The following is a 22735-nucleotide window of genomic DNA, read 5'->3' as shown; positions in this document are numbered from 1 at the left end:
AAGCGATTTAAAGGTCGACCATAATGGTCTTAGTCGTGATCCCGCCTTGGTCATCGATGATTTTTAGCTTCACTTCATGCTTTCCGTATGAAGGGAAAATAGAAGTGAATGTACGACCTCGTTTCACTTTTCCATTTGGTAATGTCCACTCTGTATCGACAATTCGACCATCGCTGTCCGAACTTGTTGACCACATGGTGACCCAACGACCTAAGTGAATGTACTTCGCACTTGCTTCAGGAAGCGCGTTTGGAACCTCAACATTAACGATTGAGCTAAACGATGCGTTAGCACCTTTGTCGTCGACTACCGTTAGGCTGACTGTGTATTCGCCGGCTTCTTGGTATGTCCACGTTGGCGCGATTTCACTGCTTGTTACGCCGTTGCCGAAGTCCCATAGGTAGCTGATGATTTCGCCATCTTGATCCGAACTGAAGTTACGAGCTGAGACGTTCAACCCATCAGTATTGAGTTCGAAGTTCGCTGTTGGCGCAATGTTGTGTTGGCTTACTTTCGATAGGCGTACCACACCATATTCGTTGTCAGCGCTCTGGTTAACAATGTCTACTACCAACCCAAACTTAGTCAAAATACGACCTGAATCAGGAGCTTGTGGTGATGTGTAATCTTGATCATCAGAGAAGCTTGCTGTACCCACTAGGCTCGTATCCTGAAGCACATCATTGTCACTGTTCACAAGACGCATTGGCGTATGATCTTTCAGTGAGAAGGCAGCATCACGAACTTGATAGCGTGTTTGAGCGACTTTTCCAGAGTTTTGCCAAATCATGGCATTTTGGTCGGCATCGACCACACCCAACCAGCCTTCACCAGGGTGTTTGCCTACCCAGTTATCAGTGAGTGACTCATCGACATACCAAATGATCAGGCCTGGATCGAACGACATGAGTTGGCCCATGCGCTTGATATTCGCCAAGCCTTCATCCACGTCCATATGACTACGCCATTGCAGTAGGTAGTAGTGTTGAGCTTGATGGAAGCCATTGCTCAATTTGAAGCCATTAAGTGCAAAGCTAGAGTTATCTTCGCCGTCATCTATCGCAACCGTGTCACCGTCAACTACAAGGCTAAGGTTGTCTAGGTAGAAGCCTTCCATAGCTAAACCGCCATCGGTGATGTATTCGAACGACAGTTCTACTTCTTGGCCTGCCCATTGAGAAACATCAAACTCAGCATCAATCCAACCGTCAGACTCGCCACCAACCGCTGGAACTAGGCCGGTATTGTATGGGTCATCCATAGAGGTGATGTTGCCTGCGATGGCTTGTCCGTTCACAAGGACACGAGCAAAGTCATAGTCTTTCTCGATTTGGTACCAAGTTTTGAAGGAAAGCATTGCAGAGTCGCCAGCCGGGATTTGCAGCTTACGGGTCATGCTATTCTTCAGGTCATCGCCTTTTTGAGAGTGGAATGAGTACTCACCCTCGAACGGTTTCAGACCTTCAATTTGTTTCTCTGGAAGGTCGACCTTAATCATGTTCGGACGGTCGTTATCTGTCGTCTGGAATAAGGTGTAAATTTGTGGGTTATCTTCTAGGTCCTCAATTGAGATTTGATCATCGTTAATCCAGCGACCACCAATCGATTTTTGTAAGAAGTGTTTTGCCCACGAGCTGAATGCAGTCGGTTGTGTACCGCCGATTTGACCAGCCCAACTGCCTGAAGACATGATAGACCAATAAGAGACTGGTTCACCTTTGCCTGTGTATTGCGTGTCGTACTCGTCTGGCAGACCTAAGTCATGGCCATATTCGTGCGCACAAACACCGGCAGCGGCATCGATCGGCTGAATTGTGTAATCAAACGCTGCGTACTGGCCATTAAAACGATCTGGAAGCGAGCTCGAGGTGCCTTCGAGCACATGTGTGCGTCCAAGGTTGAAACGGTGAGACCAAATTGCATTAGGACCTAATACACCGCCACCGGCCTCTTCACCTACAGAGGCATGGAACACCATTAGGTGATCAATTACGCCATCTGGCTCACGGAAATTTCCGTCGCCATCGTAATCGTAGCGATCTTCAATGTCGTAATCAGCAAGGTTAATACTAGGATCTTGAGCCAACTGGTTAAGGGCTTCACGCACCAGTTCTTGGGCATTCAGGTCATTGTCGGTAGTCGGGGAGTTACCACCATAGAAAGCGGCAGGCTTAGAAGCACGATACCAACCTGCTGCCTGACCAGCCACACTGTAACTGTCGCCTGATTCACTTTGATAATACTGGCGCATCGAGATCAAGTTTTCGCCATTTGGACCAGTATAGCCTGTGTCAGAGAACAATAGCTCTTGGTAGTGTTCAGGGTTGTAGCTCTCGTAGAGCATTTGGGTGTGCTCTTTGGTCAGTCTGTTGTCATCCCAGTTTAAGTCGGGAAAGTCGACAAGCAGCGCGAGTACTTTGTCTGTACGCTTAGTACCGACTTCCAGAGCAAAAACACTCGCTTTTTTAACGCCAGACTCTTTTTCGATAGCTTTGAGTATTTTCGCTCGTTGCTCTAGTGCTTTTTTACCGAACTGAGCATCACCTTTAAAACCAGAGTTAAGCTTGTTTTTTAGATAACGATCAAGTGCATCGTGCTTTGCCGCATCGGTTGCGTCTTGGTCAACTAAGCCCTGTCTCACTAACATTTCTATTAGCTTATCTTCATTAACAACACCAAGATCTATCGGTGTTTTGGCATAGCTACTGACGCTAAATAGAGTAAGCATTGCTGAAGCGAGCAATGTTTTTCTCATTATTTTCATTGTATTTCCTTTTTATATTTCCATGTCGATGTTTGTATCAACTAGCCTTATTCGGTTCGATTGTCCGATTTGGTTTTATACACTCTGTTGGTGTTTTATTTTCCTGACGTTTGTTTTCTATCTCTTTATATTTCTTTGAATCAAACTGGTGGCTCTTTTGGGTTTTTGCATTGAGATAGATACGCAAAGCCTCTTGGTTGTCCTCATAACTTAAGCCAGGACAAATAACGCCTCTTTCTATCAATGAATTAAGTAGTGGTTCATCATTCTCAATAGTGGAAGCCTGTGACAGTGAGGTAAATAAAAGAACCATTAAGGTCATTGTTTTCAGAGGCATAGATAGTAGAGCCATTAGTTTTGATTATGTAACAAAATATATTTATAAAATTAACCAATCAAATGGATATTTTTTACAAGTCATTGTCCGTTCCGTTTTCAACATTAAGAGTTAATATTGAAAAGGCTTTTCTATTTATTTAATTGTCAGTTGTTTAATCATCTTTTGTGAATTTATAACTGATTATTTTAATATTAAGTAACAGCAATGGGATAAGGGATAATCGATGTATGGTAAGTAATATAAGGGGCGGGGAAATAATGATATAGCTATGGACGTTATTGCGGTTTAATAAAGAATGAATTTAATAATTGACCATTTAGTTAATTTGCTGATGTAAAATATTTTTACCAAAAATATCAGTATTTAGGTGAGTTATCAGGGGTTGGTGAGTTTAAGAAGGGCGTGTGTTAAGGAAATGCTGCTGAAAAGTACTATCTTCGACGGTTAAAAGAGCCTTGCAGTCGGCTCTTTTGTCATGTGTTTTAAGATGAAAGTTCTACTCTCATGATTGCGAAACATCCCGATAAAAGTAACGCTCACAAATCGTCGGATTCATGCGTTTAATGGCGTTTGATATCAAAGCAACGATGAGAATAGAGAACACGATCCTTCCCCAAAATATGGTGTAGAAATCGGCGCCAATCAGTAAGATCAGCAAGGTATCTTCAATTAAGCTGTGAAGTAGGTTGAGCAACATGATTGCGGTAAATACATCTCTTGCGGAGATATGCCCTTTCTTTGCTTCATTAATCAATAGACCGCCACCAAATGAAAGGCCTAGTGTGATACCAATGATGGTTAGGTTTGTAGCATCTTTGCTAATGCCTAGTAGTCTCAAAAACGGGCGCAATAACATGGCCATGAGCTTCTCTATACCGAGAACCTTCAGCGTTTTAAGTAACAACAATAGGGCAGAAATGACCATGAATATCACTGCAAAGTTTTTCAGCTGTTCGATAGCCCAACCAATATAACTGCTATCTGAGGATACTTCTGGCTGCCATAAAACGGTTGCTGGATAGTTGAGTAAGTCTCCGTATTGATAGCCGATATTCAGTAGCCATGCCAGTACTAAGCTGCCACCAACTCTCACTGACAAGGTGGCAAGCCAACTTACCCCAGCTTTTTTCGCGATAGCGCCTTCGATTGGTAGAGAATGAGCGAGAAGCATCATGCTACCTAATACAGACGCTTGGGCGACAGTGAGGGGCACATCAGAATTAATCAATATAATTAATCCAGCGTAAATGTTGGTGAGTATTGTGGTAGCCCACACCAAGCCCATCTCTTTAGGTAAACCAACACTCTCCATTATTGGGCTTAACCACTCGCTGAGAATCACTATGCCACCGAGTTCTTCGACGACTTTGATGACGATGATGATGGGAATCATGATCCGAAAAAGCGTTGAGGTGACATCGAAAATCTCTTTTAAGAGTTCTTTAAAAAATTGATAAGTGGATTTCATTGGTACGTCCATGTTGCGACTGTTTGATTTAAGAAGATTTTATCGTGATTGCTGTGATCGTGATTTCTAAATCTCGTTATAAATTTAGTTATAATTTTTTAATTACTTTGATATTGGAAATTATTAGTCACAAATTGGTAGGTATAAGAAATTATGGAAATTGACCGCATAGATAGAAGCATACTCATCCAGCTTCAAAAGAATAACCGTATTCCCAATTTAGCATTGGCCGAGCTTGTTGGTTTGTCACCGCCTGCGTGTTTAAAGCGTGTAAAACGTTTGAGAGAGGAGGGAGTGATCGTAGGCGATGTATCTATTATCAACCCTGAGCTTGCTGGTCATAAGATGACTTTGGTCGTGTCTGTCGAAATGGAGCGAGATAGAGGCGATATTTATCAAATTTTTCGCCATTCTATTTCGAAGGCTGCAGAAGTTACGCAGTGTTATCAGATCTCAGGCAGCTATGATTTTATGCTTATCGTGACTGTTAAAGACATCCAAGCCTACGAGGATTTCGTTGAGCGAGTACTACGCAAAGATCTTAACATTCGTAAGTTCCACACTTCAGTCTCTATGAGAACGGTGAAATTCAGCACTGAAGTGAAGTTAGAAGAGTCATGATAAGAGAAGGAGAATCAACAGTAACTGACGTCGATGTGAGCCAACTAGCTTAAATTCGTATAAATAGCAGGCATTTACACAAAATGTGACGTTCACATTTTGTCATAACTTTAATAATTGTATATATTCCTCGCCTAAAATAATAATTAACAAAAGTTAATAACAATGATTGTCAGTTCATCTTCTCCATCTCGTGAAACGTTACTCAGCGAGCACGAACAACTCGTATCAACGACGGACCTTAAAGGCGTGATTACTTACAGTAATGATGCTTTTTGTCGTATCGCAGAGTACAGCCAACAAGAATTGCTAGGACAACACCACAATATTGTGAGGCATGGTGATATGCCTAAGGCTGCTTTTGCCGATATGTGGTTGAACCTTAAGCAGGGTAAAGCGTGGCGCGGTATCGTAAAAAACAAAACTAAATCTGGTGGTTTTTATTGGGTAGATGCTTATGTGACGCCAATTTACGATAATGGAAAGGTGAGCGGTTACCAATCTGTACGTGTAAAGCCTAAAAACGAATGGGTACAAGTCGCTGACAAAGCATACCAAGGTTTGTTGAAGGCTGAGAAATCTGGTCGCCAATGGTCGCTGCAGATCAGTGATAGTGTTCGTTATGCTGTGTTGCTGGGCTCGCTGGCTGCACCACTGATTTCAAACCTTGTTGAAGTAGGGCAAGTGTCCCAATGGCTTCTGAGTTTATTGCCTGTCTCTGCTCTTGCGCTCTTGTTCCGTCAAGAACTCATTGACACACCTTTGCAGTTGAAAAAATTACAGTCAAAGTTCGATAGTGTGAGTCGTCTTGTTTATTCAGGGAACAGCAAGTTTTCTGTGGCTGATTTCCACTTAAAGCTGTTGTCTGCTCGTATACGTACCGTACTAGGTCGAATGACAGATTCGGCGAAGCCATTACAAGATTTGGCTGATAACCTTAATGCTACGTCGTTTGAAGTGTCTGAAGCGCTAGATCAGCAAACAAAAGACATTCTACAAGTACGTGAGGCTACCGAAGAGGTTGAATTAACCGCGAATGAAGTCTCATCTCGCGCCGAAGAAGCACATCAGATTGTCGATGTGACTCTAGAGACTTGTGCTGGCGCGAAAGAGAGCATTAACCAAACTCATCGCAACCTTGAAAACTTAGCTTCACAAGCAGAGAAAGCGACACAGACTACTTACCAACTGAGCGATCAGGCGCAAAGTGTCAGTAAGATCATGGAAGAGATTGGTGGCATTGCAGAGCAAACCAACCTGCTGGCGCTCAACGCAGCAATAGAAGCGGCGAGAGCGGGGGAGCAAGGTAGAGGCTTTGCCGTAGTGGCTGATGAAGTACGTGCACTGTCTGGGCGTACCTCGAACGCGACAGTACAGATCAAAGAGAGCATCGAAACCATGCTCACAACCATTGAAGGTTGGCAGAAAGACATCCTGGCGAACAGAGAGCAGACCGATGCGTGCGGTGATGTGGCTAAGGTGAGCGCAGAGCGTTTATCTGAAGTTGAAAACTTGATGCAATCTATGAACGAGTTGATGCAGTCGGTAGAAAACTCAGCCCATAAGCAACGTACTCTTTCGAGTGAGGTGAATCTTCACATGCAATCTATCGCGTCGACAGCAGAACAGAATTTGGTCGCAACACACTCAGTGAAGGATCATTCGACAGAGCTTAAAGAACAAGTAAACGAGTTCTATCAATTAGCTAAACGTTTTGAAGAAAAGTAGCGACCTTAGATAAGTCCATAAAAAATAAAAGAAAGCCTTGCATGATGTGCAGGGCTTTTTTGTAGGTAAAGTGAAGGTTAGAAAAGCTTTGAAACAAAAATAGAACATCGTTCAATTGAGGTTAAGTTACACTTCTCATATTCCAATCAAAAGACAGAGCATCAGCATGCACCCCCTTATCGTTACCACCATTTGCTTAAGTTTTATTAGTGCTCCTTGTATAGCCTCAAAAGGATCAAATTACCTCTATACGGGGTATCAAAATACGAGGGTGAGTGACGATGGCTTTCAAGATTACTTTGATGGTGCCTACAATAACTCAGGGAGTAAGCAGCTTTACGGTGGCTACGTCGGCGGTAATTATGCCTTAAACGATACTTTCTTCGTCGGTTTCGACTCTTCTGTGACTACACGCTCTTCGACGACGTTATCTGATCTTTCGATGCAGTTGGGTTGGTATCAGCCCATTACTTCGCAGGTTGAGCTTTACGCTTCTGGCGGTGTGAATTGGGTTAGGCCGCAGAGGCGTTCTTCGTGCCGAAATGACACTATCCTTGGACCGTGTGATAGAGAAACTACCAAAATTTACGATGAGGGCTTTATCGGTGAGGCTGGGGCGATTGTTTCGATTAACGAGCGTTGGTCGTTGCAACCATTTTATAGCTATTCTGACACGCATAAGCATGGCTTAAACAACTTCGGGATTGTGAGCTCGGTTGACGTTCTTTCTTGGCTCGCGGTCGATGCTGGGTATGAACACACTTATAGTAAAAACCTAAACCAGAACACACTTCGTTTGGGGGCAAGGTTTACGTTTTAACGGTGGAAGCTGAGATACAAAAAAGCCCTACATGAAAATGTAGGGCTTTTGGTATGTATCAACCTATTTCAAGGTGAGACAACTAAATCAAGATTAAGCTAGAAGCTCTTTCGCTGTGTTTACTACGTTTTCAGTAGTGAAGCCGAACATCTTGAATAGCTCACCTGCTGGTGCAGATTCGCCGAACGTTGTCATACCGATGATCTTGCCACCGAAACCAACGTACTTGTACCAGAAGTCAGCGATGCCAGCCTCTACAGCGATACGAGCTGTTACGTCAGATGGAAGTACAGATTCACGGTACTCAGCGTCCTGCTTGTCGAATGCGTCAGTTGAAGGCATAGATACTACGCGTACTTTCTTACCTTCAGCTGTCAGTTCAGCTGCAGCGTTAACCGCTAGCTCAACTTCAGAACCTGTAGCGATAAGGATTAGCTCTGGCTTACCTTCACAATCTTTCAGGATGTAACCACCCTTCGCGATGTTAGCTACTTGCTCTTCGCTACGCTCTTGCTGTGCAAGGTTTTGACGAGAGAAGATTAGAGACGTTGGGCCGTCTTTACGTTCGATAGCCAGTTTCCAAGCGACTGCAGACTCAACTTGGTCACATGGACGCCATGTGCTCATGTTTGGAGTTAGACGTAGAGAAGCCATTTGCTCAACTGGTTGGTGAGTTGGGCCATCTTCGCCAAGACCGATAGAATCGTGCGTGTAAACTTGAATGTTCTGAACTTTCATCAGAGCAGCCATACGCATTGCGTTACGAGCGTATTCCATGAACATTAGGAACGTTGCGCCGTATGGTACGAAACCACCGTGCAGAGCGATACCGTTCATGATAGCCGTCATACCGAATTCACGTACACCGTAGTGGATGTAGTTACCCGCTGGATCTTCAGCAGAAACAGACTTAGAACCAGACCACATAGTTAGGTTAGATGGTGCAAGGTCAGCAGAGCCGCCTAGGAATTCAGGTAGCATAGCACCGAACGCTTCTAGTGCGTTTTGAGACGCTTTACGTGATGCAATGTTTGCTGGGTTAGCTTGAAGATCAGCAATGATTTGGTTTGCTTTCTCTTCCCACTGTGCAGGAAGTTCACCGTTTACGCGGCGTTTGAATTCAGCTGCCAGCTCAGGGTGTGCTGCTTCATAAGCTGCAAGTTTCTCGTTCCACGCTGCTTCCTTAGCTGCGCCTGCTTCTTTCGCATCCCATTCTGCGTAAACTTCCGACGGAATTTCAAAAGGACCGTGCTCCCAACCAAGTTCTTTACGTGTAGCTGCAATTTCTTCAGCGCCTAGTGGTGCACCGTGACAGTCGTGTGAACCAGATTTGTTTGGAGAACCAAAACCGATGATAGTTTTAGTACAGATTAGAGTAGGGCGTGGGTCTGCTTTAGCTGCTTCAATTGCTGCGTTGATTGCTTCAGCGTTGTGGCCATCTACTGCTGGGATTACGTGCCAGCCGTACGCTTCAAAACGCTTAGGCGTATCGTCAGAGAACCAACCTTCAACTTCACCATCGATAGAGATGCCGTTGTCATCCCAGAAAGCGATAAGCTTACCAAGACCTAGCGTACCTGCTAGAGAACATGCTTCGTGAGAGATACCTTCCATCAGACAGCCGTCACCCATGAATGCATAAGTGAAGTGGTCAACGATGTCGTGGCCTTCTTTGTTGAATTGTGCTGCAAGAGTTTTCTCAGCAAGCGCCATACCAACAGCGTTAGTGATACCTTGGCCTAGTGGACCAGTTGTTGTTTCGATACCCGGTGCGTAACCGTACTCTGGGTGACCCGGAGTCTTAGAGTGCAGTTGACGGAAGTTTTTAAGGTCTTCGATTGATAGCTCGTAGCCTGCTAGGTGAAGTAGAGAGTAAATCAGCATAGAGCCGTGGCCGTTTGAAAGAACGAAACGGTCGCGGTCAGCCCACTCTGGGTTTGACGGGTTGTGGTTTAGGTGATCACGCCAAAGAACTTCAGCGATGTCAGCCATACCCATAGGTGCGCCTGGGTGGCCAGAGTTTGCTTGTTGTACGCCGTCCATGCTTAGGGCACGAATAGCATTAGCTAGATTTTTACGGTCCATAATAACTACCAGTGTTTAAATATTGGATTGGAAATTGAAAGGGGAACGCAAACGTTCCCCTTTTTTAATTCTGTGTGATTACAGCTTAGCTGCGATCATGTCTTCTAGTTTGCCTTGGTCAACTGCGAAGTTGCGGATACCTTCTGCAACTTTCTCAACTGCCATTGCGTCTAGGTTGTGCTCCCATAGGAACTCAGCGTGAGTCATTGGAGCAGGGCGCTCTTTAGAGCCTTTAGAGTCAACTAGCTTCTCTACAACTTCACCTTCAGCAGCTTCTAGTTCAGCTAGAAGCGCAGGAGCGATAGTTAGACGGTCACAACCAGCAAGTTCTAGGATCTCGCCGATGTTACGGAAGCTTGCGCCCATAACAACTGTGTTGTAGCCGTGCTCTTTGTAGTAGTTGTAGATGTCAGTTACTGAGATTACGCCTGGATCTTCAGATGCTTCGAAGTCGCGACCTTCTTTCGCTTTGTACCAGTCCATGATACGACCAACGAATGGAGAGATTAGGAATACGCCAGCTTCAGCACATGCACGAGCTTGTGCGAAAGAGAATAGAAGCGTTAGGTTACAGTTGATGCCTTCTTTCTCTAGGATTTCGGCAGCACGGATACCTTCCCAAGTAGAAGCCAGTTTGATTAGGATGCGATCGTTAGTGATGCCAGCATCGTTGTACATTTTTACTAGCTGACGAGCTTTAGCTACGCTGCCTTCAGTGTCGTAAGAAAGACGAGCATCAACTTCTGTAGAGATACGGCCTGGGATTGTTTTCAGGATTTCTTTACCGATGTTTACTGCAAGCATGTCACAAGTGTCTTGTACTTGTTGTGCTTTATCAGCGCTTTGTGCTTTAGCGTATTCGATTGAAGCATCGATAAGTGGCGCATACTCTTCGATTTGAGCCGCTTTAAGAATCAGAGAAGGGTTAGTTGTTGCATCTTCTGGCTGGTACTTTTTGATTGCATCGATTTCACCAGTGTCTGCTACTACTGTCGTTAGTTTACGAAGTTGCTCTAATTTGTTGCTCATTTTGATCATCCTATCTATCGCATTACATCTCGTGAGAAGAGAGATGTGGGCATTTGCAAGCTAACTAATGAAGTTCTCAGTGGAGTTTCCAGTGAGCCAAACTTACATTAATTTAAATTTTTCTTCGAACGAACATTTGCACAGAACATTTGATCGCTCGATGAGTAAATGATGTAGCCATATTTATCCGATCTAGCACCAAAGTCAACGACAAATAGTGCGGTATGGTGACTTCAGTCAAATATATTTCGCTCTAGTAATCATGGGCGATACAAGCAAACGTTTAATGCGCTGAGTAAGGTGAATTAATCAACAATAAAACCATGGCTAACACCTTGAACAAATGTTCCTTGTTGTTACATATGTTCAAGGTGTAAACTTGTGTATCATTTGCTTAGTCATCGAACATTTGTTCTTCAAGCAGGTAAAATAATTGTTAAATATAGGTTGAGTGGTATATGAGTAAGAATATCCAAGATGTTTCCGAAGAAAACACTGATCTCCTGACTGAAGTCGCGGTTGCTTATTATCAGGACGGTGCCACCCAAGAAGAGATCTCGAAAAAGTTCTCTATCTCTCGTGCAAAGGTTGGTCGTATGCTCAAGCAAGCCCGTGATGAAGGTATTGTTGAGATAACGGTTAAATACCACCCTGTATTCAGCGCCAAGATCGAGCAACGTTTAATTGAACGCTTTGGTGTTAAGCGTGCTCTTGTCGCTCTGGATCAACCGAATGAAGAACAGCAACGTCTTCAAGTTGCCGGCTTAGTGTCTAACTATCTAACCAGTACATTAAAAAACGGCATGGTCGTAACTGTCGGTCAAGGTCGTAACGTATCTTCTGTTGCTCACCACACAGGGGTAATTACCCCACGTGATTGTAAGTTCGTGTGTGGTATCGGCGGTATTCACCCAAGGGGCGGTATGTTTAATGCCGACCACATCTGTCGACAGCTGGCGAAAAAGTACGGTGGTTCGTCTGAGACTTTGTATGCCCCGGCTTATGCCGAGAATAAAGCTCAAAAAACTGCCTTTATGGAAAACAGCACAGTTAAGCAAACACTCGATCTCGCTCGAAAGGCGGATGTAGCATTAGTGGGTATCGGTGACATGAGTGAAAACAGCTACATGGTTGACCTAGGTTGGTTTACCGCGGGTGAGGTGGTTCAATCTCGGTTACTACAAGGTGTGGTAGGTGACTTCGCAGGTTATGACTTCTTCGACGTACACGGTAAAGCAGCAAACACAGTAATGAGTGACCGAGTGATCGGTTTGGGTTTAGAAGAGTTTCGCCCAATCGCAGAGGTGATTGCCATTGCTGCCGAGAACAGTAAACCTCTCGCGTTGTTAGGTGCATTAAGAACCGGCGTGGTTGATGTGATAGCAACGAGCGTAAGTAATGCACTAACCGTGCTGAACTTAGATGAGCAGATGAAGCATGCTGAGTTAAGTGAAAGCCGTTAGAACCAGTCTGTCGTCAAAACAAAAGGGAGCCAATATTGGCTCCCTTTTTCGTCTTGTTAAATCTTGGAATCATTACACCACTAAACCAATGGCTCGAGTTGTTTCTGATCCGATTTTGTGGGAGCGAGATATTCGCACAGCTCTTCGTATGGGATAGGGCGTGAGAAGTAGTAGCCTTGCATCAAATCACAGCCACAAGCCTTTAAGATTGCAAAGTGTTCGCTTGATTCTACACCTTCCGCTAATACCACCATTCCGAAGTTCTTACCGATAGCAATGATGTTTTGCACCATGGTGAGCGATTGCTGGTCTACTGCTATGTTCTCAATGAAGCTTTTATCGATTTTAAGCTCGTCGATAGGTAGTGCTTTCAACATACTCAATGATGAATAGCCGGTACCGAAATCATCCAGAGAGATCTTAATGTGGTTCTCTTTGAGGCCTTCGAAAATTGGTTTCACTAAGGTGACATCTTCAATGAACAAGCTTTCAGTGATCTCTAGCGTCAAACAGCTTGGTGAAAACTGGTATTTCTCAAGTGTTGCTAACAGGTGTTCAGAGAACGATTTATGCGAGAACTGGCGCACCGAGATGTTGATCGATAACCCGATCTCTTGCTCGGTAGTTCTATGCAAATGAGCGATTTGCATAATACTGGACTCGATAATGAACGTGCCGAGTTTATGCATCAAGCCAGTGCTCTCCGCTACGGGGATAAACACATCGGGTGGAACAAAACCTAGCTCGTCATCAACCCAGCGCACAAGAGCCTCAACACCGTCAATACTCTCATCTGTCCGTACTAAAGGTTGGAAAGCCATGAATAGTGTTTGCTTCTCGATAGCGATCCGCAACCTCTGTTCGACTTTCATCTTGTAGAGGTGAGCGTCTTGCATTGCCGTAGTGAAAATGCTGTATGAGTTTTGCTGCTGTTTGGCTTTGTACATTGAGATATCGGCAGAGCGCAGCAGGCTATCAAGATCTTTACCATGCTCAGGGAAACGTGCAATGCCGATGCTACAGCCTAATAGGAACTGAGAGTTTTGCACTTCATAGGGTTGAGAAAGCACCTCAATGATACGCTCTGCGAGTCGTTTAATTTCAGACTCACTGGTTATTGGAGTTAAAAACAGAAACTCATCGCTTGATTCACGTACCAATAGGCTCAATCGAGAGCGGAATCGCATTAAACGCAACGCTATTTGTTTAAGAACCTTGTCACCAAAATCATGTCCGTGTGTGTCGTTGACGCATTTAAAGTTATCGATATCGATGAACAGTAGTGAGAATTGCTCGGACTCACTTGCCACCCATTTATCGATGTTCTTACGCATGTATAAACGGTTTGGCAGGGTAGTGAGAGGGTCGTGATTCGCTTGGTAGATCAGTTGACTACGAGTACGCTGCTCATTTTTGGCGATAGACTTAACCAAAATGTAGAACCCACACTGGAGCAAAATAAAAATAATGAAAAGAATGCCAAATTCTTCGATAAAGACGGTATCGACGTGGGCAAGGTCGGTGCGACCAACGACCCAAAGCTTATAATCTGGTAGGTACTTAGCGCTCAGTAGAGAGTGGAATTTATTATCACTGACAAAAAATGAGTAGGTCTCTTTTCCCGTTTTGGCTTCTTGCACAGTAGCACTGATTTGCTCTGAAAAGTTAGTGCTCACGCGCTGTAGCAGGTCACTGTCTACTGGTTTTAAGTAAGCATCAAGAGACTCGATGTCACTAGAAAAGAACTGACGGTAGTGGTCTTGTCTGAGCAAGGTGAGTGTATTGAAACTTCCAGCATGTGCGTTGTTTTCAAATACTATGGTGCTATCTAACCGCAGCCCGGCAGTCATCACGGCATCAATGGTTTTTCCATCCACTGAAATAGATTTTCTTAATGGGATGACTAGGCTATCTAGAGATTTTTGAAAATAGGTACGTCCTAAAACCATCTTGTCACTTGAAAGCGCTTCTAGAAAGGAGTCTCGAGTTTGTGGAAGCTCAAGCAAGTTGTCTTGGTCTGCCAGTTTAAGATTTGAGCTAACAGACAGGTAGTCACCCTCTGTGTTAAGCAGACCAAATGCAGCAATCGCTGGATGAGTCTCAAGCAGCTTATCCAATATGGGACGAATTTGAATTGCGGCGGTACGAGTGAAGTCAGACTGTTGGGCCAATTGGTGTCCAACGACTTCTAAGAGTGCCTCTTGGCTTGTGAGTAATGAACTGACCGAGCTAGAAAACAGCTCCACTTGAATATGCTGCTGCTCAATGAAGTCTTCTCTATTTGCTTGCCATTTTGTTACACCTAGCACAGTGAAAAGTATCAAGGTGAGCAGTACGACAAGAGCGTACAGCGACCAGATATTTTTCTTAAATAGAGCCATGGAATGCCTTTTTTAGTTACGACTTTGAACAGAGTGCACGAGACAAACTATTGAGCGTCAATATGATGTATTAAGTTTGTAAGACACATCGATAATGACTAATGATTAAATAGTGTAACGACTATGTATCGGGATTCTTGAGTAAAAAATTAACATTCATATCAACAATAATGGTTAGTGCTTGATTAATTGAAGTTTATTGTTGGTTCATTGCTGGGAGTTTAGCCGAGAGCCGTTACGATATAATAACAAAGAGCTTACCCATGTTAGGAGTAAGCTCATTATGCATGCGGAGTATATTCTAATAGTGGCAGTAAGCGAAGTTGAATTACTGGTTTGTTACGGCGATAGGCAGGCTTTCGTTAGCGCCCCATTCTGTCCATGAGCCATCGTAAACTCCCATTTCACCCGAGTATCCCGCTAATTTTGCGGCTAATAAAATGATGCAGGCAGTCACACCTGAACCACAGCTAAAGAACATCGGTTGAGTTGGCGTTAAGTCCAACGTAGAAAAGATTTCTACAAGCTCGCTCTGTGGTTTCAACTTACCGTTGTTCAGCACTTGTGCGAATGGTAGACAAACTGAGTTTGGAATATGCCCGCTGCGTAATCCAGCTCTTGGTTCAGGCACTTCTGAATCAAAACGAGCTTGAGAGCGTGCATCCAGAATATTGGCACTCTTGCTCTCTGAATAGCTTAGGACTTGCTTGGCATCCACAAAGTAGTTGTCTTGAATGTTGCCTTCGAAATTGCCTGGTGTTACTTCAGCTCTGTACGATGTGTCTGTTGCGTAACCCGCATCAATCCATGCAGGCAAGCCGCCATCTAAGATGTAAACATCCTGATGTCCCATCGCCATAAACATCCACCAAGCGCGAGGCGAAGCGAAAGTCCCCGAGTTGTCGTATACAACAATCGTGCTGTCTTGGTTGATACCGATTTCACGCGCACGAGTGTTGAAGTGTTTTTCGGAAGGGAACATGTGAGGAAGTAGGGTATGTTTGTTGCTGAAGTCTTTGTCGTAGTCGAAACGAATTGCTCCAGGAATCATTTGCCCTTTGATCTTTTCAGACTCACTTGGAATTTGAAATTCAATGCTGGCGTCTAGGATGATGATGTTGTCTTGCTCTAACAAACGTTGTTGAAGTTGTTCTGGTGAAATGAGTGGCTGATTCATTCTTACTGTATCCATTCTTGTTGTAGTTATAGCTATAGCTGTTGTTATATCTGCGGCTAAGGTGCGGCTCTACAGTGGATAAACTGATAGCTGCTTTGTCCGGTAATTTGGTTACTTAATGTATCAAGCGAGACTACAGAATCAATAGGGCAGTCTGTGGTCGGTGCAATGGATACGCGAAATACACTGTTGTCTTGAGTTTGAACAGTAAGATAACGTCTGTGTCCATCTAATGACTGAGTGAGTGTATTAGAAATCACTTTGGCTTCAATACGTTGCCCCGTCTGTGACGTCAGGGGAAAATGGGTAAGGGCAACTAATACGCCTACACCGCACATTAAGATAACTAGACCTATTTTTAACTGTTTCATGAGAGTAAGTCTTTGAAGGTTATCTTGAAAATATAAGTTAGATTCGAAGTAAAGTGAATGAACTCTAATCAGATAATTTTCATTATTATTGGTTTGGAGCGATCAAAAAAGTGAGCATTGCTGCTCACTTTTGGTTGTAGATATTCGAAGCTAAACTTTCATTACCAAACGATCTGAGAGTTGCTGCTCGATACGACTTTTTGTAGAGGTGGCTGTCCGTCGTAAAACCAAATCTCCACGAGAAGTGAATCGTGGCTAACTGGGCTCGCGAAGTTAGAGGCGAATACACCATTGTTTAATGACCCTGCAATCACTTTGCTTGAGTAGTCTGGTTTCAATGTCGAGTCGTCACGAGCACTAAAACGGCTATACACAGTAACAAATGAACGGTCTGTTGAAATACTACTGATGTCGATATCGATATCAAACTGCTCTACAGAGCTGTAATCAAAACCGTCGGGTACAACTAAATCACTCATAGTGTAAGTGGGTACCGCTGCTGCACTGGCTACGGGAGAAGGTGATGGCGTTGCAGCTACTGGCGTTGCTGGTGCTGCTGGCGTCGCCGGTGATGACGGTGAAGGAGAAGCCGTGCTGCCACCACCGCCACCTCCGCCCCCACCACAACCTGCTAGCAGGAGTGGGGCTGTTGCTAAAACTACGGTTATTGTTTTCTTCATGTTCCAAGAGCTTTGTGCAGACATATTATTTTCCTTAGAGAGGTTGCTTCTCAACTCAACGTTATGATGTTCGCGATTGTGTTTATCTTTGATACTCATGACGTCTCCCCTTATGGCTCGTAGCATTGGTTGTCTGCTGGTGATGCATACCAAGTCTGGTTATTTTCACCGCTTGATTCTGCCCACTGCTTAAACTCTGGGTAAGCAGTTACGATATCCACGTACTCTTGCGGCCATTCCCACTCTTCTGTTGATGTGATGATGAGAGCCCAAGGGTGGTTTTCTGCTGTTTTGAAATATTTGCCTGTTGCTGGGTTGCTATCATCAACACCGATTCCAGAGTCAAACAGGTTCACAGTGTCGAAGGCCTCGGTTGGTGCTTGGTCTGGTAGATGTACCTCCCAGCTACGTCCCGGATGCGTAGGAAGGTTTTCACCGTGGTAGTACCCTGGCGTTGCGAAGATGAACGGGTCATAAGGCATATCAGTCCAACTTGCAGTGCTCACACCATCCCCAGCTAAGGTAATACCAACTTGGAAGGAGAACTGTTCGTCTTCTTTACATCCGTTGCTGGTACGGTAGAAGTTACAAGCGGTAGTGATTTTCTCAGTTAAGTCGTTTGCAATGACAAATATTGCTTCGCTACGTCCTTCTTCAAGATCTAGGTCTGTGAATACCCCGTTGTGTTTCATGTAAGAGTTACCACTACTCACTAAACTTGGATCTAGGTTTGGAAGTCGAACTGCAAAGCCGTTTCTGTATGAAGCACCTACAGCAGCCAGGCGTCCATCAATGGTTGATTTAACTACTTTGCCATCTTTAAGGATTTCCGTTATGCGATAGAATAGGACTGCGTCATTCATATCGTAATCGGCTTTGTACGGCCAGTTATCCTCGTAGGCGAGTGTTGCGTAGCCAGAAGCACTAGGGAAGTAGCGAGCTGTCGCACCATCATTCAATACGTCAACTTGAATATCGACCACCTCACCAGATGTTGAACCACCAAAGTAGCTCAAGTTGGTCTGCTGACTGAATCTAAAGCGTGCCCATGTCGTGCCAGACAGTGCGTTAATGTCCACGTTTAGGAACAACTCATTTTCACCTGCATCAAGTAGGTAATCGGTAAACACTTGTTCATTTGCACCATCGAAACTACCGTCTTGGTTCCAGTCTATCCAAGCAGAAAGGTAACCCGTTGTTGAAGCTTCAATCACAACTTTTGAGTCCAATCCGGCTTCAAGTCCGGTAACAAAGCCGATACCACCGTTAACCCATTCGTCATCAATACCGACGCTTTCATCGGATTGCGGGGTTACGTAGCCGTCTAGGTCAGCATCTGGCGCATCAGTACCTAGCCACGTAATGCCATCAAGCTCATGTCGAGGACCGTTACTTGCTAGTAGAGTTAGGTAACTGTCTGGCGCGTCACCAAAGTCGATGTTTGAATCTTCATCAACAACAGGGGCGTTGGCACAACGTGCACCATCATTTTGGTTGGAAGCTGGGCCATTCGAAACAAATTCAACGGCTGGAACAATACCTGCCGCGATATTGGCAGCGTTGTCTGGAGACAGGTTGATACGATAAATTTTACCGTCTTGATTTCGCGATACATAGTAGTAGCCATTGACATCAAAATAGCCAGCACCGAACGTACCCAACTCGCCGGTGTCGCCGATGTAGGTTTCGGCACCAGTTGTAGGGTTGAAGCTGTATAAGCCACCAGAGTTATTATCGATACCATATAGAGAGCCATCACTTGGATGGAAGGCGAAATCAGTCAATCTCACAGTTGCTGGGCTACCTGCGATTTTGTTGACCGTTACGGTTGCATTTGGATCAGAATCTAAAGGTGATAGATCAACAGTGAAAAGCCCTTTACCAGTTCGGTATAGGTAGTAAACATGGTCGTAGACGTCACCCACATAGAAAGTGTGGTCAGTTGGCAGTCCACTTGTGTTAATAACTTCTGCTTGGAAGTCCTTGCCTAGGCGCACCAAACGTTTGTTGGTGGTGTCATAGCCATATATGTATCTGTCTTCGAAATCAAAACCAACACCGTTGATGTTAGCGTTCATCCCCGTATCGTCTTCTAGTAGGGTCGTTGAACCAGTCACTAGGTTCACTCCCCAAACTTGCACTGGGGTGGATTGAAAAAGGTATGCCTTACTCGGGCAGGTATCGAATGGGGCTGCATTGGCGACTAGAGGCGCACTTAATAGCAAACTTAACGTTGTAATTCTCATATCTACATCCTTGTGATGGAAGGTATAGATACTTAATCAAGTAGCGTGCCATTTTTAAGTGTTTGATTTTAAGGTTTTTATTTTGCTGATTGCTCAGTGTGTTCAATATTCTCAAAATGAGAATTTAAATGAAACTGATTACTCATGAAGTGTTTCAATTTGAAATCAGGAATGTTTGGACTCAAGTTCAAATAGAAAAAAGCCCCGACAGTGGTCAGGGCTTGAGGAGTTATAAATAGCTATCTTACTCGTGGTTGGCTTAACCACACACCGAACAACTTGGCATCTTCATTAAGTTCATTTCACGCCAACTGTGCGACATAGCGTCGAGAATCAGAAGCTTACCTTGCTTTGGTTGTCCAAACTTAGCGATAACTTTGATCGCTTCCAAAGCTTGAGCTGCGCCCACCATACCGACAACAGGAGCCATTACACCAGCTTCGACACAGCTAAGTGCAGCGTTGCCGAACAGAGCGCTCAAACACTGGTAGCAAGGTGCATTGTCATCTTGATAAGTGAATACGCTAATCTGACCTTCCATACGAATAGCAGCACCAGAAACTAAAGGCGTTTTAGATGCGTAGCACAAGCGGTTAAGTTGATTACGCGTTTCCACGTTATCGCTGGCATCAAGCACCAATGAGTGAGCTTCGATTAGCTTCGTCAGTGCTTCGTCATCAAGCCTATGATCGACAGTCTCTACTTTTAGGTGAGGGTTTAACACCTGCAAGGATTCTGCGGCTGAAACGACCTTTTTCTTACCAATGTCAGCATCGGTATGAAGCACTTGGCGTTGTAAGTTTGAAAGCTCAACAATATCGTCATCGATAAGCGTTAGCTTACCAACACCAGCGGTGGCAAGGTATTGAGCTGAAGCGCAACCCAGTCCACCGGCCCCTAACACCAGTATCGAGCTTTGTTTCAGTGCTTCTTGGCCTTCAAAATCAAACTGTTTAAGGATGATTTGGCGGTTATAGCGAAGCATCTCTGCGTCAGAAAGTATTTCCATCAGCAAGCCTCGTTAGTAAAGCGTAGAGTTAAACAGTTGAATTTGAACTGTTTCGCCGACTTCTACACGGCCACGTTCACGCTCCAATACCACAAAGCAGTTTGCTAGGCTCATCGAGCGGAAAGCACCAGAACTTTGGTTACCTGTTGTTTCAACTACAAATTGACCGTTTTCAATTGAATAGATGCCGCGTTGGTAATCAGTACGGCCAGGGCCTTTTTTAAATGCCGACTTAGTTGTCGCTGGGATAGATTCTGGTGCTGTCCACGCAGTGTGACCGGCAAGTTTAGCCAGCATAGGTTGAACTAAAACGTACATGGTCATCATTGCAGACACTGGGTTACCCGGTAGACCACAGAACCAAGCGTTGTCTAATTCACCAAACGCGAATGGTTTACCAGGTTTGATTGCTAGTTTCCAAAAGCCGATTTCGCCAAGCTCCTCAAGAATGTCTTTGGTGTAATCCGCTTCGCCGACACTTACGCCTCCAGAAGTGACGACTACGTCTGCCAATTCTTGTGCTTTTACAAAGGTTTCTTTAAGCGTTGCAGGACAATCAGGAATAATGCCTAGGTCAATCGCTTCGCAACCAAACGCTTCAATCAGCGGTTTAATACCATAGCGGTTGCTGTCGTAGATCTGGCCATCTTCAAGAGGCTGACCTAAAGGTTTGAGCTCATCACCAGTAGAGAAGAAAGCGACCTTCGGTTTGTGTGCAACAGTCACATGGCTCACGCCTAGTGAGGCGATCATTGGAATATCACGAGGCGTTAAACGCTCACCGCGGCTAAGAACGATGTCACCTTGCTTAATGTCATCACCCGTAGGGCGAATGTTATTGTTCAGTTTGATGTCGTCTTGCTGAATCTCAATGCCCGCATCGGTTTCGCGCGTATTTTCTTGCATGATGACAGCGTCACAACCTTCTGGGATTTTAGCGCCAGTCATAATGCGAACACAGGTGTTACTTGGCCATTCGCCCTCAAATGGCTGACCTGCAAAAGATTTACCCGCTAATGGCAGTACTTTACCGTTCTCTAGGTCTGCTAAACGCAGTGCGTAACCGTCCATTGCTGAGTTATCAAAAGGAGGTACAAAAATAGGGGAGAGTATGTCTTCAGCAAGAACGTAGCCTAATGCATCTGCTAATGGCAGAGTTAGAGTCGTTTGAATAGGTTTGATTGGTGACAGCAGCTTATCTAGTGCTTCTTCAATTGGCATTAAGCCCGGAGCGTCGCAACAGCCCATAATTGAAATCCTTTGATCGTTATTGTTTTGATTTTGTGGTTGGCAATGGTGGTTCAATAATGATTAAAACACGCTTTTCGTCAACGAAATTGAAGCCACTTTAGCACAGTTTAGCCCCCGTAAATAATGACCTCCCTTAAAATATGGGTGTATTTATTCAAAATTCCGAGTATCCTTGTTTGCCATCCAGAAGGGGTAACAAAAGAGGAAGTTCAATGTCAGGTCTTAGCGAATCAGCGAAGTTGGTTAAAGATGCGCTAGCAAGCCGCGGTTTAGAGACGCCAATGAGTCCTAACCAGGTTAGCCGAGAAGAGAAAAAGGAACGAATCGAACACCATATGCGTGAGATTCTCACTCTGCTCGAACTTGATCTTACGGATGATAGTCTGGAAGAAACACCACACCGCATTGCCAAAATGTATGTGGATGAGATTTTCTCTGGTTTAGATTACGCAAATTTCCCTAAAATTACCGTAATTGAAAACAAGATGGGCGTTCGTGAAATGGTACGCGTAAAAGACATTACCGTGACCAGTACTTGTGAGCACCACTTAGTGACGATTGATGGTAAGACTGCGGTCGCTTACATCCCTCGTGGTAAAATCATTGGTCTGTCTAAGATCAACCGCATCGTGCGTTTCTTCGCACAGCGCCCACAAGTTCAAGAACGTATGACTCAGCAAATTCTTGTTGCATTGCAAACACTACTCGAAACTGATGACGTTGCTGTAACCATGGATGCGGTTCACTACTGCGTGAAATCACGTGGTGTAATGGACGCAACCAGCGAAACAACAACGACAGCACTGGGCGGTATCTTCAGATCAAACCCAGCAACGCGCCACGAATTCTTGCACGGCCTGCGTTAATACGTTTCGTTATTTGATAAGCTCGATTTAGCCTCAGAAAATCGACAACCAAGATTCTAAGCCTCGCTCTCAGCGGGGCTTTTTTGTACCTGTAATAAAGTTAACAGCAATGACAGCGAATGTGGTCGTTAACGAGAGTTAAGAATGAGTGAGTAGGGAATATGTTTGTCTGCGTAGTTTTCTGACTATGTATGAGATCCCCGACTCAGTCGTTCCTCCTTCTCGGGGATGACGGAGGATATTAAGGGATTTGACTCAAGTGTATGTTGAGAATGGCGGAGAATTTCGACGAGTTTATTCAGGTCAATCTTGAGAACAGTGGTGAAAGTGTCTGCGTGAATCGCACTCGATAAGTTTTAGCACGCACCTCCGTCATTCCCTAAAGCGAGGCACGAGCGTAGTAGGGAATCTCATGCTTAGAGGTAATAGTGGGAAA

Annotated in this window: 17 protein-coding genes; 5 read left to right on the top strand and 12 right to left on the bottom strand. The window is 44.6% G+C overall.

The window, feature by feature from the left end:
- Positions 1-7: 7 nt before the first annotated feature.
- The 3 genes from L0991_16635 to L0991_16625 all read right to left on the bottom strand — a co-directional run bounded on the left by L0991_16635 (position 8) and on the right by L0991_16625 (position 4572).
- Positions 8-2764 (bottom strand): immune inhibitor A, encoded by a 2757-nt coding sequence (locus tag L0991_16635; GenBank protein ID XGB65157.1) that lies wholly within the window; start codon positions 2762-2764, stop codon positions 8-10.
- A 37-nt stretch (positions 2765-2801) separates the two neighbouring features.
- A complete protein-coding gene (locus L0991_16630; protein XGB65156.1) occupies positions 2802-3101 on the bottom strand; it encodes a hypothetical protein in 300 nt (99 codons plus the stop codon).
- 505 nt (positions 3102-3606) lie between these two features.
- Positions 3607-4572: a hypothetical protein gene (locus L0991_16625; GenBank protein ID XGB65155.1), complete on the bottom strand. Its 966-nt coding sequence runs from the start codon at positions 4570-4572 to the stop codon at positions 3607-3609.
- Between the two features lie 153 nt (positions 4573-4725).
- On the opposite strand from L0991_16625, the gene L0991_16620 reads away from it, so the two are divergent.
- The 3 genes from L0991_16620 (at position 4726) to L0991_16610 (ending at position 7741) form a co-directional block, all read left to right on the top strand.
- Positions 4726-5193: an Lrp/AsnC family transcriptional regulator gene (locus L0991_16620; protein XGB65154.1), complete on the top strand. Its 468-nt coding sequence runs from the start codon at positions 4726-4728 to the stop codon at positions 5191-5193.
- Positions 5194-5358: 165 nt separating this feature from the next.
- Positions 5359-6921, top strand: a complete 1563-nt coding sequence (locus L0991_16615) for a methyl-accepting chemotaxis protein (protein ID XGB65153.1) — start codon at positions 5359-5361, stop codon at positions 6919-6921.
- A 271-nt stretch (positions 6922-7192) separates the two neighbouring features.
- Positions 7193-7741, top strand: coding sequence for a hypothetical protein (locus tag L0991_16610; GenBank protein ID XGB65152.1), 549 nt, complete (start codon positions 7193-7195; stop codon positions 7739-7741).
- 93 nt (positions 7742-7834) lie between these two features.
- Here L0991_16610 and tkt read toward each other — a convergent pair whose 3' ends face one another.
- Both tkt and tal read right to left on the bottom strand, forming a co-directional pair.
- The gene (tkt, locus tag L0991_16605; protein ID XGB65151.1) at positions 7835-9826 is read right to left on the bottom strand and encodes a transketolase; all 1992 of its coding nucleotides are present in this window, start codon (positions 9824-9826) and stop codon (positions 7835-7837) included.
- Positions 9827-9904: 78 nt separating this feature from the next.
- On the bottom strand, positions 9905-10855 hold the full coding sequence (gene tal / locus L0991_16600; GenBank protein ID XGB65150.1) for a transaldolase: 951 nt from the start codon (positions 10853-10855) through the stop codon (positions 9905-9907).
- Positions 10856-11313: 458 nt separating this feature from the next.
- Between tal and L0991_16595 the strand changes: the two genes are divergently transcribed.
- Positions 11314-12318 (top strand): sugar-binding transcriptional regulator, encoded by a 1005-nt coding sequence (locus L0991_16595; GenBank protein XGB65149.1) that lies wholly within the window; start codon positions 11314-11316, stop codon positions 12316-12318.
- Positions 12319-12398: 80 nt separating this feature from the next.
- Here the strand turns inward: L0991_16595 and L0991_16590 are convergent, their stop codons facing one another.
- From L0991_16590 to moeA, 7 genes are all read right to left on the bottom strand, one after another.
- On the bottom strand, positions 12399-14699 hold the full coding sequence (locus L0991_16590) for an EAL domain-containing protein (GenBank protein XGB65148.1): 2301 nt from the start codon (positions 14697-14699) through the stop codon (positions 12399-12401).
- A gap of 328 nt (positions 14700-15027) precedes the next feature.
- The gene (locus tag L0991_16585) at positions 15028-15876 is read right to left on the bottom strand and encodes a sulfurtransferase (GenBank protein XGB65147.1); all 849 of its coding nucleotides are present in this window, start codon (positions 15874-15876) and stop codon (positions 15028-15030) included.
- 56 nt (positions 15877-15932) lie between these two features.
- On the bottom strand, positions 15933-16247 hold the full coding sequence (locus tag L0991_16580) for a hypothetical protein (protein XGB65146.1): 315 nt from the start codon (positions 16245-16247) through the stop codon (positions 15933-15935).
- Between the two features lie 161 nt (positions 16248-16408).
- Positions 16409-17026 (bottom strand): hypothetical protein, encoded by a 618-nt coding sequence (locus tag L0991_16575; GenBank protein ID XGB65145.1) that lies wholly within the window; start codon positions 17024-17026, stop codon positions 16409-16411.
- Positions 17027-17037: 11 nt separating this feature from the next.
- Entirely contained in the window at positions 17038-19173 is a 2136-nt protein-coding gene (locus L0991_16570; protein ID XGB65144.1) for an LruC domain-containing protein, read from the bottom strand.
- A 259-nt stretch (positions 19174-19432) separates the two neighbouring features.
- The gene (gene moeB / locus L0991_16565) at positions 19433-20182 is read right to left on the bottom strand and encodes a molybdopterin-synthase adenylyltransferase MoeB (GenBank protein ID XGB65143.1); all 750 of its coding nucleotides are present in this window, start codon (positions 20180-20182) and stop codon (positions 19433-19435) included.
- A 12-nt stretch (positions 20183-20194) separates the two neighbouring features.
- A complete protein-coding gene (moeA, locus tag L0991_16560; GenBank protein ID XGB65142.1) occupies positions 20195-21430 on the bottom strand; it encodes a molybdopterin molybdotransferase MoeA in 1236 nt (411 codons plus the stop codon).
- Between the two features lie 215 nt (positions 21431-21645).
- Here moeA and folE point away from each other — a divergent pair, with 215 nt between their 5' ends.
- Positions 21646-22299 carry a GTP cyclohydrolase I FolE gene (gene folE / locus L0991_16555; GenBank protein ID XGB65141.1) on the top strand — a complete coding sequence of 218 codons (654 nt, stop codon included), beginning with the start codon at positions 21646-21648 and terminating at the stop codon, positions 22297-22299.
- The last annotated feature ends 436 nt before the right edge of the window (positions 22300-22735 follow it).

Origin of the sequence: Vibrio chagasii (assembly GCA_041879415.1) — a bacterium.
Taxonomy (GTDB): domain Bacteria; phylum Pseudomonadota; class Gammaproteobacteria; order Enterobacterales; family Vibrionaceae; genus Vibrio.
Note: the sequence above shows the minus strand (reverse complement) of the source record. Positions and strands in the feature narration are given on the sequence as shown.

Bases quoted from the DNA above. Each gene is read 5' to 3' on its own strand.
- L0991_16575 (XGB65145.1), bottom strand. From the start codon at position 17,026: ATGAGTATCAAAGATAAACACAATCGCGAACATCATAACGTTGAGTTG.
- moeB (XGB65143.1), bottom strand. From the start codon at position 20,182: ATGGAAATACTTTCTGACGCAGAGATGCTTCGCTATAACCGCCAAATC.
- L0991_16635 (XGB65157.1), bottom strand. From the start codon at position 2,764: ATGAAAATAATGAGAAAAACATTGCTCGCTTCAGCAATGCTTACTCTA.
- L0991_16595 (XGB65149.1), top strand. From the start codon at position 11,314: ATGAGTAAGAATATCCAAGATGTTTCCGAAGAAAACACTGATCTCCTG.
- L0991_16615 (XGB65153.1), top strand. From the start codon at position 5,359: ATGATTGTCAGTTCATCTTCTCCATCTCGTGAAACGTTACTCAGCGAG.
- tal (XGB65150.1), bottom strand. From the start codon at position 10,855: ATGAGCAACAAATTAGAGCAACTTCGTAAACTAACGACAGTAGTAGCA.
- L0991_16625 (XGB65155.1), bottom strand. From the start codon at position 4,572: ATGAAATCCACTTATCAATTTTTTAAAGAACTCTTAAAAGAGATTTTC.
- tkt (XGB65151.1), bottom strand. From the start codon at position 9,826: ATGGACCGTAAAAATCTAGCTAATGCTATTCGTGCCCTAAGCATGGAC.
- folE (XGB65141.1), top strand. From the start codon at position 21,646: ATGTCAGGTCTTAGCGAATCAGCGAAGTTGGTTAAAGATGCGCTAGCA.
- moeA (XGB65142.1), bottom strand. From the start codon at position 21,430: ATGGGCTGTTGCGACGCTCCGGGCTTAATGCCAATTGAAGAAGCACTA.
- L0991_16620 (XGB65154.1), top strand. From the start codon at position 4,726: ATGGAAATTGACCGCATAGATAGAAGCATACTCATCCAGCTTCAAAAG.
- L0991_16630 (XGB65156.1), bottom strand. From the start codon at position 3,101: ATGCCTCTGAAAACAATGACCTTAATGGTTCTTTTATTTACCTCACTG.
- L0991_16570 (XGB65144.1), bottom strand. From the start codon at position 19,173: ATGAGAATTACAACGTTAAGTTTGCTATTAAGTGCGCCTCTAGTCGCC.
- L0991_16590 (XGB65148.1), bottom strand. From the start codon at position 14,699: ATGGCTCTATTTAAGAAAAATATCTGGTCGCTGTACGCTCTTGTCGTA.
- L0991_16585 (XGB65147.1), bottom strand. From the start codon at position 15,876: ATGAATCAGCCACTCATTTCACCAGAACAACTTCAACAACGTTTGTTA.
- L0991_16580 (XGB65146.1), bottom strand. From the start codon at position 16,247: ATGAAACAGTTAAAAATAGGTCTAGTTATCTTAATGTGCGGTGTAGGC.